This window comes from Streptomyces sp. NPDC058145, assembly GCF_042884245.1.
Lineage (GTDB): Bacteria > Actinomycetota > Actinomycetes > Streptomycetales > Streptomycetaceae > Streptomyces.
Genome location: NZ_JBHVUH010000008.1, coordinates 385,043 through 397,324 on the forward strand (window position 1 = coordinate 385,043; position 12,282 = coordinate 397,324).

12 protein-coding genes are annotated in these 12,282 nt (G+C 72.7%); 5 read left to right on the forward strand and 7 right to left on the reverse strand.

What is annotated here, in order from left to right; all coding sequences use genetic code 11:
• Positions 1-196: 196 nt before the first annotated feature.
• Positions 197-634 carry a hypothetical protein gene (locus tag ACFVVO_RS20745; protein WP_390056818.1) on the reverse strand — a complete coding sequence of 146 codons (438 nt, stop codon included), beginning with the start codon at positions 632-634 and terminating at the stop codon, positions 197-199.
• Between the two features lie 289 nt (positions 635-923).
• On the opposite strand from ACFVVO_RS20745, the gene ACFVVO_RS20750 reads away from it, so the two are divergent.
• The 4 genes from ACFVVO_RS20750 to fxsA all read left to right on the forward strand — a co-directional run bounded on the left by ACFVVO_RS20750 (position 924) and on the right by fxsA (position 4,981).
• The gene (locus ACFVVO_RS20750) at positions 924-1,364 is read left to right on the forward strand and encodes an Lrp/AsnC family transcriptional regulator (protein WP_004002750.1); all 441 of its coding nucleotides are present in this window, start codon (positions 924-926) and stop codon (positions 1,362-1,364) included.
• A 52-nt stretch (positions 1,365-1,416) separates the two neighbouring features.
• A complete protein-coding gene (locus ACFVVO_RS20755) occupies positions 1,417-3,021 on the forward strand; it encodes an amidohydrolase (protein WP_390056820.1) in 1,605 nt (534 codons plus the stop codon).
• 499 nt (positions 3,022-3,520) lie between these two features.
• Complete coding sequence (locus ACFVVO_RS20760; RefSeq protein ID WP_390056889.1) at positions 3,521-4,375, forward strand: polyprenol monophosphomannose synthase; 855 nt, start codon at positions 3,521-3,523, stop codon at positions 4,373-4,375.
• Between the two features lie 54 nt (positions 4,376-4,429).
• A complete protein-coding gene (gene fxsA, locus ACFVVO_RS20765) occupies positions 4,430-4,981 on the forward strand; it encodes an FxsA family membrane protein (protein WP_390056821.1) in 552 nt (183 codons plus the stop codon).
• A gap of 106 nt (positions 4,982-5,087) precedes the next feature.
• Here the strand turns inward: fxsA and ACFVVO_RS20770 are convergent, their stop codons facing one another.
• The 4 genes from ACFVVO_RS20770 to ACFVVO_RS20785 all read right to left on the reverse strand — a co-directional run bounded on the left by ACFVVO_RS20770 (position 5,088) and on the right by ACFVVO_RS20785 (position 8,552).
• Positions 5,088-5,462, reverse strand: a complete 375-nt coding sequence (locus tag ACFVVO_RS20770; RefSeq protein ID WP_003977404.1) for an RNA polymerase-binding protein RbpA — start codon at positions 5,460-5,462, stop codon at positions 5,088-5,090.
• 255 nt (positions 5,463-5,717) lie between these two features.
• A complete protein-coding gene (locus ACFVVO_RS20775) occupies positions 5,718-7,064 on the reverse strand; it encodes an MFS transporter (protein WP_390056823.1) in 1,347 nt (448 codons plus the stop codon).
• Positions 7,065-7,125: 61 nt separating this feature from the next.
• The gene (locus ACFVVO_RS20780; protein WP_390056825.1) at positions 7,126-7,902 is read right to left on the reverse strand and encodes a glycerophosphodiester phosphodiesterase; all 777 of its coding nucleotides are present in this window, start codon (positions 7,900-7,902) and stop codon (positions 7,126-7,128) included.
• Positions 7,899-8,552 (reverse strand): YitT family protein, encoded by a 654-nt coding sequence (locus ACFVVO_RS20785; protein WP_390056826.1) that lies wholly within the window; start codon positions 8,550-8,552, stop codon positions 7,899-7,901. The genes ACFVVO_RS20780 and ACFVVO_RS20785 overlap by 4 nt, the downstream gene beginning before the upstream one ends.
• 102 nt (positions 8,553-8,654) lie before the next feature.
• Between ACFVVO_RS20785 and ACFVVO_RS20790 the strand changes: the two genes are divergently transcribed.
• Positions 8,655-10,160: a PLP-dependent aminotransferase family protein gene (locus ACFVVO_RS20790; protein ID WP_390056828.1), complete on the forward strand. Its 1,506-nt coding sequence runs from the start codon at positions 8,655-8,657 to the stop codon at positions 10,158-10,160.
• Positions 10,161-10,220: 60 nt separating this feature from the next.
• Here the strand turns inward: ACFVVO_RS20790 and ACFVVO_RS20795 are convergent, their stop codons facing one another.
• Both ACFVVO_RS20795 and ACFVVO_RS20800 read right to left on the reverse strand, forming a co-directional pair.
• Positions 10,221-11,813: a hypothetical protein gene (locus tag ACFVVO_RS20795; protein WP_390056829.1), complete on the reverse strand. Its 1,593-nt coding sequence runs from the start codon at positions 11,811-11,813 to the stop codon at positions 10,221-10,223.
• A 41-nt stretch (positions 11,814-11,854) separates the two neighbouring features.
• Positions 11,855-12,049: a hypothetical protein gene (locus ACFVVO_RS20800; RefSeq protein WP_199209749.1), complete on the reverse strand. Its 195-nt coding sequence runs from the start codon at positions 12,047-12,049 to the stop codon at positions 11,855-11,857.
• Positions 12,050-12,282 lie beyond the last annotated feature (233 nt).

The following is a 12,282-nucleotide window of genomic DNA, read 5'->3' on the forward strand; positions in this document are numbered from 1 at the left end:
GGCCGGACGGGTCACCGCCCGGCGGAATCGAGCTTCAGTTCACCGGCGTCCGCTCCCGCGTGCCGCGGGAACCGTCTTCCCGGCGGACCCGTGAGCGATCACTTCGCAGGGGCTGTTTCCGGACGCGTCCGTCCCGCACCACGGCGGCTCGCGCGGCCGTGGTGCGGGACGATGCGTTCGTACGGGGTGAGGTGGCTCAGGCCGCCTGGCGGCCCATCGACTGCCCGCGCATCGGGCGCGAGCCCGGGCCGCCGACGTGCGAGAAGGGCTGCGTCCGCCAGTTCAGACCCTGGGGGAGCGTCAGCAGCAGGGCCGTGTCCTGCTCCTGCGGGGCGAAGGACTCGTCCGCGGGGCGGGCCTCGGTCGCGGCGCGGCCCGTGCCGGCGCAGACCGTGAGGCCGAACGGATTCCACGGCGAGGCGCACAGCGCGTGCTCCGGCAGGAACTCCTCGTCCGCCAGCAGCGCGATGGGCTGCGCGCAGTCCGGGCAGAGCACCCGGTACATCTCGAAGGTGTCGTAGGCGTCGAGTTCGTAGGCCTCGTCGGCGTCGGGTTCGACGCCCTCCGGCTCGGGCTCGACGACCGGCTGCTGCCGCTTGGACGCGGATCGACCAGGGCGCTTGACACTCTGCATGGGATTCTCCCCCTAAGGCTGGGCCGTGAAGGCACTGCGGCCTCGACCACAGCAAGCACTTCCCGCCACGTCCGGGGGGTAACCACGAGACCATCACGGAGGATGCCCGTGCGCTGTGGTCTTCGTCACACACCGCGTCGAGGTGTCCGGTGCGGTGCTTTTGTCCCCCGTCGTCCGCCCGGCTTGCGCCCGACGGCTCGGCCGCGGCTTCCGCGCACCTCGCGAACCGGGCATGGCCGACGTTGCCCAGGTATCCGAGGAGATCACGCGCACTGTAGGTTTTGGCGCCATGGAGGAGCTGGACCGTCAGATCGTGCAGCTGCTCGTCAAGGACGGGCGGATGAGCTACACAGACCTGGGCAAGGCCACGGGCCTGTCCACGTCGGCCGTGCACCAGCGGGTGCGCCGGCTCGAACAGCGTGGCGTCATCCGCGGCTACGCCGCGGTCGTCGACCCCGAGGCCGTCGGGCTGCCGATGACCGCTTTCATCTCGGTGAAACCGTTCGACCCCAGCGCCCCCGACGACATCGCGGACCGCCTCGCCGGCGTCCCCGAGATCGAGGCCTGCCACAGCGTCGCCGGCGACGAGAACTACATCCTCAAGGTGCGCGTCGCCACCCCGCACGAACTGGAGGAGCTGCTCGCCCGGCTGCGCAGCCTGGCCGGGGTCTCCACACGCACCACCGTCGTGCTGTCCACCCCGTACGAGGCGCGTCCCCCGAGGATCTGAACCGTCCGCCCCGGTGCCCCGCGTGCCCCACGCGCGCGAGAGACTGTGGGGCATGAGTGAGCAGTCCGCCGACCCCAAGACCGTCCTCCTGCGCCGCGGAGAGGTCCACAGCCCCGCCGACCCCTTCGCCACCGCCATGGTGGTGGAGCGGGGCCAGGTCGCCTGGGTCGGCTCCGAGGGTGCCGCCGACGCCTTCGCCGACGGCGTGGACGAGGTGGTCGACCTCGACGGTGCCCTGGTCACCCCCGCCTTCACCGACGCCCATGTGCACACCACCGCCACCGGCCTGGCGCTGACCGGCCTCGACCTGTCCGGCGCCCCTTCCCTGGAGGCGGCCCTCACCCTGGTCCGCGACTTCGCCGCCGCACGGCCCGACGACCGCGTCCTGCTCGGCCACGGCTGGGACGCCGCCCGCTGGCCCGGTGGCCGACCGCCGACACGCGCGGAACTGGACGCCGCCACCGGCGGCCGCCCGCTCTACCTCTCCCGCATCGACGTGCACTCGGCGGTCGTCACCACCGGCCTGCTGGACCTGCTCCCCGGTGACGTCACCCGCGAGGACGCGCCGCTCACCGCCGACGACCACCACGCCGTGCGCGAAGCCGCCCTCGCCGCCGTCACCCCGGCCCAGCGTGCCGAGGCGCAGCGCACCGCCCTCGCCCACGCCGCCTCCCTCGGCATCGGCTCGGTCCACGAGTGCGGCGGCCCGCAGATCTCCTCCGAGGACGACTTCACCGCCCTGCTGCGGCTCGCGGCCGAGGTGCCCGGGCCGCGCGTGATCGGCTACTGGGCCGAGCAGAACGTCGACAAGGCCCGCGAGCTGGGCGCGCTCGGTGCAGCCGGTGACCTCTTCGTGGACGGCGCCCTCGGCTCGCACACCGCCTGTCTGCACCAGCCGTACGCCGACGCCGGGCACACCGGTACCGCCTACCTGGACGCCGACGCCGTCGCCGCCCACGTCGTCGCCTGCACCGAGTCGGGGCTCCAGGCGGGCTTCCACGCCATCGGCGACGCGGCGGTGACCGCGGTCGCGGAGGGCGTGCGCGCGGCCGCCGAGAAGGCCGGCCTCGCCCGGGTGCGCGCGGCCCGGCACCGCGTCGAGCACGCCGAGATGCTCACCCCCGAGGCCGTGGCCGCCTTCGCCGAGCTGGGCCTGATCGCCTCCGTGCAGCCGGCCTTCGACGCGCTCTGGGGCGGCGAGGACGGCATGTACGCCCGGCGTCTCGGTGCCGAGCGGGCCCGCACCCTCAATCCGTTCGCCGCCCTGCTGCGGGCCGGGGTCCCCCTGGCGTTCGGCTCCGACAGCCCGGTCACCCCACTCGACCCCTGGGGCACGGTCCGCGCCGCCGCGTTCCACCACACGCCCGAGCACCGGGTCTCCGTCCGCGCCGCGTTCACCGCCCACACCCGCGGCGGCTGGCGGGCCATCGGCCGTGACGACGCCGGCGTCCTGGTGCCCGGCGCGCCCGCCGACTACGCCGTCTGGCGCACCGGTGAGCTGGTCGTCCAGGCCCCTGACGACCGCGTGGCCCGCTGGTCCACCGACCCGCGCTCCGGCACCCCCGGCCTGCCCGATCTCAGCCCCGGTGGCGAGCTGCCCCGCTGTCTGCGCACCGTGGTCGGCGGACGGACGGTGTTCGTAGGGCCGGGCGAGTGATCTCCCGGGGTGGCGTGACGGCGCTCATGGGGCGCCGCAGCCTCGCCCTACCTGCGCATCCTCCGGGTTCGCCCCGACAGGCGATACGTCCGTGCAGGTCAGGCGGCTGTTGACAGTCGGCGGCCGGGGGCCGGTAGGTTCGGCGGAGTCCACCACCGGACGCCCGACCGTGGAGTGTTCGCGCACTCGTCGCAGCGCCGCTGGGTCAGGGACGGTGTGCCGCACCTGGGCACCGTCACTGGCAGCCAGGCTCAGCGCCCGCGCCGACGGGGGAACGCTCCGGCCGGTCGGCAAGGTGTGACCCGGGTGGGGCCCGGTAGCTCAGTAGACAACGGCTTTCGGTCGACCCGCAGCCAGCGGGTCCCAGGTCGGCCCGAAGGGCGCCGGGCCCCCATCCGCAGCGGAACGCGGATGCCGAAAAGCGCATTCTTACCCCACGCTTGTGGAAACAACACCACCGTACGACCGTGCCGTCGCGTCATCGCAGGCCGCGGCCATTATGGTGGACGCCTGCGTACGACATGAAGGGGCAGCAGTGAACGACGGCGACGGGACCCTCGCGGCCAAGGCCCAGGGGAGGCAGTTCGGTCCGCTCGGCACGGCCTTGGTGATCATCCCGACCTACAACGAGGCGGAGAACATCAAGTCCATCGTCGGCCGGGTGCGCAAGGCCGTCCCCGAGGCGCACGTACTGGTGGCGGACGACAACAGCCCCGACGGCACGGGCAAGCTGGCCGACGAGCTGGCCGCCGAGGACGACCACGTCCAGGTGCTGCACCGCAAGGGCAAGGAGGGCCTGGGCGCCGCCTATCTGGCGGGCTTCCGCTGGGGCATGGAACACGGCTACGGCGTGCTGGTCGAGATGGACGCCGACGGCTCCCACCAGCCCGAGGAACTGCCCCGGCTGCTCACCGCGCTCAAGGGCGCCGACCTGGTGCTCGGCTCGCGCTGGGTGCCCGGCGGCCGGGTGGTGAACTGGCCCAGGTCCCGCGAGTTCATCTCCCGTGGCGGCAGCCTCTACTCCCGTCTCGTCCTCGACCTGCCGCTGCGCGACATCACCGGCGGCTACCGCGCCTTCCGACGCGAGACCCTCGAGGGCCTGGGCCTGGACGACGTCGCCTCGCAGGGCTACTGCTTCCAGGTCGACCTGGCCCGGCGCGCGGTGAAGGCCGGCTACCACGTGGTCGAGGTGCCCATCACCTTCGTGGAGCGCGAACTCGGCGACTCCAAGATGAGCCGCGACATCCTGGTCGAGGCGCTGTGGCGGGTCACCGCCTGGGGTGTCGGGGACCGCGTCGGCAAGGTCACCGGCAAGGCCGGGCAGGACCGGACCCGGCCGCACGGCGCCCGCTGACCGTCCAGCCGCCCGCTTATCCCGCGCTGAGCCGCGCCCAGGCACACTGGGAGCATGACGACTGGCGCACCCACCTCCCCGTCCACCCCCCGGCCCCGCCGATCCCGGCTGCGCAGGTATCTGCCGCTGGGGATCGTCGCGTGGCTGGTGCTGGAGGTCTGGCTGCTGACGCGGGTCGCGGGCGCGGCGGGCGGCCCCACCGTGTTCCTGCTCCTGGTGGCGGGCGTCGTCGCCGGCTCGGTGATCATCAAGCGGGCGGGACGCCGCGCCTTCCAGAACCTCAACGAAGCGCTGCAGCGAGGCGGTTCGCCGGCCCGTGGCGGCGGCAACGGTCTGCTGATGCTCGGCGGTCTGCTGCTGATGATCCCGGGCCTGGTGTCCGACGTGGCCGGACTGCTCCTGTTGCTCCCGCCGGTCCAGAAGGCCGTGAGCCGCTGGACCGAGCGCACTCTCGACCGCAGGCTCCGCCGCACCGCCCCGGGCAGCCTGGGCGACGCGTTCCAGCAGGCCCGCATGCACCGCCCCGACGGCAAGGTGGTGCAGGGCGAGGTCATCAGGGAGGACCCCGCCGAGCCCAGCGGGCAACGCCCTCCGCTGACCCGCTGAGCCCCACGGGCACGGCCGTTCGACGCGGCTGCTCCCGGACAGCACCAAACCGCGGGCGCCGTACGTGGATCACGTACGGCGCCCGCGGTTCTTCGTGTGTTCGCGCTTACGCGCTCTTGCGGCTGTCCCTGGGGTGAACCGCGATGTTCATCGCCCCCGAGCGCAGAACCGCCAGGCGCTCCTCGAGGACCTCTTCGAGTTCCTCACGGGTGCGCCGCTCCATCAGCATGTCCCAATGGGTACGCGCGGGCTTGGCCTTCTTCTCTTCAGGGCCGTCGCCGTCCACCAGGAGTGCCTGGGCCCCGCAGACCTTGCACTCCCACTCCGGCGGGATCTCCGCCTCGACCGAGAAGGGCATCTCGAAACGATGCCCCTTCTCGCATGCGTACTCCACGGCCTGGCGCGGAGCCAGGTCGATACCGCGGTCCGTCTCGTAGCTGGTCACTACGAGGCGCGTACCGCGAAGAGCTCGCTCACTCATGAATCGTGCCTCCCGGGCTTGTCGCCCACAGGACAGGTGTCGCTGTCGTCGTCATCCGGTCAACGTCCGGTCGGCGGTAAAGATTCCCGTTCCGGGTCATGCGTCGCCGTCGTAGCCGCCCCTTGTTCTACCCACAGGCGCCCGGTTTGTCACATCTGCTGCCAGATGTCACCCAGCGTTTCGGCATCTTTGACGCGCAGTAACGGTACGCCTGGCAGGCCAAACGCGTACACTACCGCCCTTTCGTGTCGAGTGCTAAATCGTGTCCGGAACCGGGTTGCCCGCATCCTCGATCGCACGCCGCACCGGAACCCGGACGAGCAGCGCGAACCCGATGACGAAGAAAGCCACCAGCGAGATGATCGCCGAGCGGTAGCTCCCGGTGAGCTGGTAGGTCACACCGAACAGCAGCGGGCCGAGCCAGCTCATCCCGCGGTCGCTCATCTCGTACGCGGAGAAGTACTCGGCCTCCTTGCCGGCCGGCACCAGGTGGGAGAAGAGCGAACGGGACAGCGCCTGGCTGCCGCCGAGCACCAGCCCGATCCCGGCGGCCAGCACGAAGAACCACACCGGGGCCCCGGCGGGCAGGAAGTACCCGGCCCCCAGCGTCGCCGTCCAGGCCACCAGTGACCCGAGGATGGTCCGCTTGGCCCCGTAGGCCCGCGCCAGCCGCCCCATGGCGAGCGCCCCCGCCACAGCCAGCACCTGCACCAGCAGCACCGCCGTGATCAGCGTGGACTGCCCGAGCCCAAGCTCCTCGGAGCCGTAGACGGAGGCCTGGGAGATCACCGTCTGGATGCCGTCGTTGTAGACCAGGTACGCCAGCAGGAAGGCCAGCGTCAGCGGATGCCGGCGCATGTCCCGCAGCGTCGCCGCGAGCTGCCGCGGACCGGGGGCCGCGGCGCCCTCCACGCGCGTGTGCCGGTCGCGCAGCCGCCGCAGCGGTACGAGCGTGAAGGCGCCCCACCACAGTCCGGCCGAGGCCAGGCAGATACGTACGGCGGCCGTCTCCGTCAGCCCGAAGGAGGCGTGCGCCGAGTACAGGACCAGGTTCGCGACGAGCACCAGGGACCCGGCCGCGTAGCCGAAGGCCCAGCCGCGGGAGGAGACCGCGTCGCGCTCGCCGGGCGGCGCGATCTGCGGCAGGTAGGAGTTGTAGAGCATCATCGCCACGGACTGCGCCGCGTTGGCCACGACGAGGAGCGCTCCGCCGAGCAGGTAGCGGTCGCCGTCCAGGAAGAACATGCCCGTCGTGGCGGCGGCCCCGGTGTACGCCGCCGCCCCGAGCAGCGGCTTCTTGCGGCCCGTGCGGTCCGCCGCGCTGCCCACCAGGGGCATCACCACGACCGCGAGGATCACCGACAGGGACACCGAGTAGGCGAAGAAGGAGCCCGCCCGGACCGGGATGCCCAGTGGGTGCATATAGCCGTCGGCGTCGGCCGCGTTCCTGGCGACCGAGGTGAGGTACGGGCCGAGGAAGACGGTCAGGACGCTGGTCGAATAGACCGAGCACGCCCAGTCGTAGAAGTACCAGCCGCGCTGCTCGCGTCGCCGGCCCGCGGCTTCGTCGGCCGTCCCCGCCCGCACGGTGTCGGTGCCCACCCGTGCCCTCGCTTCCCCGCCGCAGTGCCGTGCGAAGGCCGGGACCCGGGTGTCCGGCCGCTCAGGCCCAGACGCCGCGGTCCTCCATGACCTTGCGCAACGTGTCGATGTGATCGGTCATGATGCCATCGACGCCCAGGTCCAGCAGCCGGTGCATCCGCTCCGGCTCGTTGACCGTCCACACGTGCACCTGCAGCCCGCGCGCGTGGGCGGCGCGCACGAAGCGGTGGTCCACCACCGGGACGCCCGACTGGGCCTCGGGCACCTGGGCGGCCACCGCCGACCGGCGCACCGCGGCCGGCAGCCCCCAGGAGCGCAGCCGCAGACTGAGCACTCCGCGGGTGCCGAACGAGGTGGCCAGGCGGGGCCCGGCCAGCCGCTGCGCCCGCAGCACCCGGGCCTCGGAGAACGAGCCCACGCACACCCGGTCCCAGGCGTCCGTGCGCTCGATCAGCTCCAGCAGGGGCCGCAGCGCCGGGCCCGCCTTGACGTCCACGTTCCAGCGGGTCCCGGGGAAGGTCTCCAGCAGCTCCTCGAAGAGCGGTACCGGCTCCCGCCCCGCCACGCGCGCGTGCCCTACGTCCTGCCACGGCAGGTCGGCGATGCGGCCCGCACCGTCGGTGACCCGGTCCAGCGTCGCGTCGTGGAAGGCGACGAGCCTGCCGTCCGCCGTCGCGTGCACATCGGTCTCGATGTACCGGTAGCCCAGCTCGACGGCGCGCCGGAACTGGGCCACGGTGTTCTCCAGCCCGTCGGCCGCCCCGCCCCGGTGGGCGAAGGCGATCGGGCCAGGATGATCCAGGTACGGGTGGCGCAAGGGCGGCGTCGTGAGGGTCACGGACGCAGTATCGCCCCATCGGGTGTCACCGCGGCAACGACGGTGCCGCCGCCCGGTGCCGTCGGGGCGGCGAACACCCTCAGGAAGAGCTGCGCCAGCGGGCCGATGGACACCGCGTAGAGCACGGTCCCGATCCCGATGGTGCCGCCCAGGGCGAACCCGGTGACCACCACGGTGACCTCGACCACCGTCCGCATCAGCCGGATCGAGCGGCCGGTGCGCCGGTGCAGCCCCGTCATCAGCCCGTCGCGCGGGCCCGGGCCGAAGCTCGCCGCGATGTACAGGCCGGTCGCCGCGCCGTTGAGCACGATGCCCGCCACCAGCAGCGGGACGCGTACGGCGAGAGCGTGCACGTCCGGCAGGAGGGCGAGCGTGCCGTCCATGGCGAGGCCGACCACGAAGACGTTGGAGACGGTGCCGAGGCCGGGCCGCTGACGCAGCGGGATCCACAGCAGCAGCACCACCGCCCCCACGGCGATCGAGACCACGCCGATGGTCAGCCCGGTGAGTTCCGCGAGCCCCTGGTGCAGCACGTTCCAGGGCTCGAGGCCCAGGCCCGCCGCCACGAGCAGCGCCGAACTCGCGCCGTACAGCGCGAGTCCCGCGTACAACTGGATCAGCCGTCGTCCGAGACGGCCGGAGGTGGACACGACATACCCCCCTGGGTGGTGGCGGTGGACTGACGCATGTCACTCTGTTGCTTGGGAGGACATCCCATCCATGGCCAATCCGGGAAAGGTGGACTGATCGGTATGGCGCATTGGACCTCTGCGGTGGGTGCCGCCCAGCTCGCCCGGCTGCTGACGTCACAGCAGGACCGTCCGGCGGGCCCCGGCAGCCGCCGCCCGCCCGCCTACCGCGCCCTGGCCGACGGCATCCGGCTGCTGGTCCTCGAGGGCCGGGTCCCCGTGGCCGCCCGCCTCCCCGCCGAGCGTGAACTGGCCGTCGCCCTCACCGTCAGCCGCACCACGGTCGCCGCCGCCTACGAGGCGCTGCGTGCCGAGGGCTTCCTCGAGTCCCGGCGCGGAGCCGGCAGCTGGACGGCCGTGCCGGCCGGCAACCCGCTGCCCGCGCGAGGCCTGGAGCCCCTGCCGCCCGAGGCCCTCGGCTCCGTCATCGACCTGGGCTGTGCCTCACTCCCGGCCCCGGAGCCCTGGCTCACCCGTGCCGTCCAGGGTGCCCTGGAGGAACTGCCGCCCTACGCCCACACGCACGGCGACTACCCGGCCGGGCTGCCCGCCCTGCGCTCGATGATCGCCGAGCGCTACACCGCGCGCGGGATCCCCACCATGCCCGAGCAGATCATGGTGACGACCGGCGCGATGGGCGCCATGGACGCGATCTGTCATCTCTTCGCGGGCCGCGGCGAGCGCATCGCCGTCGAGTCGCCGTCGTACGCCAACATCCTCCAGCTCATGCGGGAGGCGGGCGCGCGGCTCGTGCCCGTCGCCATGGCCGAGGGGCTGGCCGGATGGGACCTGGACCGCTGGCGGCAGGTCCTGCGCGAGGCGGCGCCCCGGCTCGCCTACGTCGTCGCCGACTTCCACAACCCGACCGGCGCGCTCGCCGACGAGGACCAGCGGCGCGGGCTGGTGGACGCGGCCCGCTCGGCGGGCACCGTCCTCGTCGCCGACGAGACGATGACCGAGCTGTGGCTCGACGAGGAGTACGACGCCGGGATGCCGCGCCCGGTCTGCGGCTTCGACCCGGCCGGCTCCACCGTCATCACGGTCGGCTCGGCCAGCAAGGCCTTCTGGGCGGGCCTGCGCATCGGCTGGGTACGCGCGGCCCCGGACGTCATCCGCAGCCTGGTCGCCGCGCGCGCGTACGCCGACCTCGGCACCCCCGTGCTGGAACAGGTGGCGGTGAACTGGCTGTTCAGCACCGGCGGCTGGGAACAGGCCGTCGCGCTGCGCCGGGCCCAGGCCCGCGAGAACCGCGACGCCCTGGTGGCCGCGCTGCGCCGGGAACTTCCCGACTGGGAGTTCGAGGTCCCGAGGGGAGGCCTGACCCTGTGGGTCCGCGCGGGCGGCCTCTCCGGTTCGAGGCTGGCCGAGGCGGGGGAGCGGGTCGGCGTCCGGGTCCCCTCGGGCCCCCGCTTCGGCGTCGACGGCGCCTTCGAGGGCTACGTACGTCTCCCGTTCACGGTGGGCGGAGCGGTGGCGGAAGAAGCGGCAGCCCGCCTGGCAGCCGCATCCCGCCTGGTGAAAACAGGCGCAACAGGCGACGCGGAGACCCCCCGGACCTTCGTGGCGTAGGAAGCACCCCGCAAGCGCGGGTGAGCGAAACGCCCACGACCCGCCCTGGCTGACGGCACCTCACGAACTCTCGACGACAACAGCCTCCGCAGCCACCGGCTCCGCCTCCACCGCCTCGGCGTCCACAGGCGCGGTACGGGGCGGCAACAACCCCATCACCGCCTGCCGGTCCGCATCGCTCGTCGCGTCGTCGTAGGGATCCGGCGTCGCCGGCACCTGAAGCCGATGCACCGGCCCCGTCCCCAGCCGTGCGTACCCGCGCCCCGGCGGCACCTGGGCCGGCGGACTCGTGTGCGGAGGCATCCCCAGCACCGCCTCCACCTGCTGCGGCGCCGCAGGCCCCAGCACGACACGAGCGCGCGTGTGCTGCCGTACCGCCTCGCTCAGCGACTCCGCGCTGTCGAACTGGTCGGCCACCACCACGGTCACGTTCGCGGCGCGCCCGTGCCGCAGCGGCACCTGCAGGAACGTCTGCGGATCCCTGCGGTGGTCCGCCTCCGCGAGGTGGGTGAAGACGGTCGGCCGGTCCAGCAGGATCCACAGGGGGCGCCGGGTGTCCTCGGGCGGCGGGTCGCCCGCCTGCCGGGCGCGGTTGACGGCGGTGAGCCGCCGTTCGGTCTCCTGCGCGGCCCACTCCAGGCTGGCCAGCGCCCCGGCCGGCGCGCACTCCACGGCCAGCACGCCGTCCCGGCCGATCAGGCACGCGTACTCGCCGGTGCCGCCCCCGTCGACGACGAGCACGTCGCCGTACTGGAGGGCCTGCAGGGCGATCGAGCGCAGCAGGGTCGAGGTACCGCTGCCGGGGTGGCCCATGGCCAGCAGATGCGGCTCGGTGGAGCGGATGCCGGTGCGCCAGACGACCGGCGGCACGTCGCGCTGTTCCTCTTCGTAGGAGAGCGGCAGCGTGCGCTGGACCTCGCTCGGGTCGGTGAACCCGAGGACGGTCTCGCCGGGTGCGGTGACGAACCGCTGGGCGGCGATGCCGGCGGGCAGTGGAGCGAGCACGGACACGGTGAGCCGGTTGCCCTCCTCGTCCCACCCGAAGTGGTACTCGCGGCCCCGCCCGGCCTTCGCGGCGAGCAGGTGCTCGATCCGCGCGCGGGCCGCGGCCTCGCCGTCCGGGAAGTACGCGGGATAGCGGATGACGAGATGGGCGACGCGCCCGTCGTCGTCGAACTCGTGTGCCTCGAAGGCCTTCGCCCACTCCCCGCCGTGCGCGTACAGCGGCGCCGGGTCCTCGGCACCGGAGAAGTACGGCACGAGGGCTTCGTAGAGCGACTGGAGGCGCTCGGCCTGTGCCTCGTCGGGCCCGTCGGGCGCCGGTGGTGTGCGGTCGCGGCCCTGCCAGGCCGCCGCCGCCATCACGGTGATGACGGCGAGCAGCGGTCCGTACGGCATCAGCGCCACGACCAGGACCACGGAGGCCGCCAGGAACAGCAGCGGCCCGCGCTTGTCCTTGGGGGTCTCGGCCCACCTGCGCCGCCCGGCCGAGGCCAGCCGACGCAGCCCGCGCGAGATCGTGATCAGGGGGTGGAGGACATCGGTGGCGCTGTCGGCCGCCGTCCGGGCCAGTTCCCGGCTCCGGGCGATCTGCGTCCGGGCGATCTGCGCGCTGTCTTTGCTCAGAATGCGGGGAAGAGGGCGCCGGGCCACTGCTGTCTCCTGTTGGTGCGTACGGGCGGGATGTTCAGGCGTCAGAACTTGATGCCGCCCAGCAGGCTCGCCAGGCTCTCGCCGCCTGCCTTGATGCTGGGAGCGATGGCCGTGCTGGAGAGGTAGAAGCCGAACAGGGCCGAGACGCAGGCGTGCGAGCCCTTGAGCCCGTCCTTGCGGAAGAAGAGGAAGACGACGATGCCGAGCAGGACGACGCCGGACATGGAGAGGATCATTCGAGACCTCCTGGTGTCGAGGGGGACAGTCACCGTGAGTACTTCCAGGATCACAGGATGTATCTATACTACAAAAGGTGCAACTGGGTGAATTACGGTGTTTTTCCCTTGACTGGAGGAGCCGTCGACGGGCCGCTTGAACAGGGCGCTTGCGTCCGCCGGGGCCTGGGGTGATCTTTACCTCGGGCACTTCGGGTCATGTGAGGCGCGAGCCAGTACCCTTGCGATTCACC

What these genes read in the sequence shown, in the direction of transcription:
- ACFVVO_RS20790 (WP_390056828.1), top strand. Translation starts at nt 8,655, where the DNA reads ATGGCGCATTGGACCTCTGCGGTGGGTGCCGCCCAGCTCGCCCGGCTG.
- ACFVVO_RS20800 (WP_199209749.1), bottom strand. Translation starts at nt 12,049, where the DNA reads ATGATCCTCTCCATGTCCGGCGTCGTCCTGCTCGGCATCGTCGTCTTC.
- ACFVVO_RS20745 (WP_390056818.1), bottom strand. Translation starts at nt 634, where the DNA reads ATGCAGAGTGTCAAGCGCCCTGGTCGATCCGCGTCCAAGCGGCAGCAG.
- ACFVVO_RS20760 (WP_390056889.1), top strand. Translation starts at nt 3,521, where the DNA reads ATGGTGGACGCCTGCGTACGACATGAAGGGGCAGCAGTGAACGACGGC.
- ACFVVO_RS20755 (WP_390056820.1), top strand. Translation starts at nt 1,417, where the DNA reads ATGAGTGAGCAGTCCGCCGACCCCAAGACCGTCCTCCTGCGCCGCGGA.
- ACFVVO_RS20750 (WP_004002750.1), top strand. Translation starts at nt 924, where the DNA reads ATGGAGGAGCTGGACCGTCAGATCGTGCAGCTGCTCGTCAAGGACGGG.
- ACFVVO_RS20770 (WP_003977404.1), bottom strand. Translation starts at nt 5,462, where the DNA reads ATGAGTGAGCGAGCTCTTCGCGGTACGCGCCTCGTAGTGACCAGCTAC.
- fxsA (WP_390056821.1), top strand. Translation starts at nt 4,430, where the DNA reads ATGACGACTGGCGCACCCACCTCCCCGTCCACCCCCCGGCCCCGCCGA.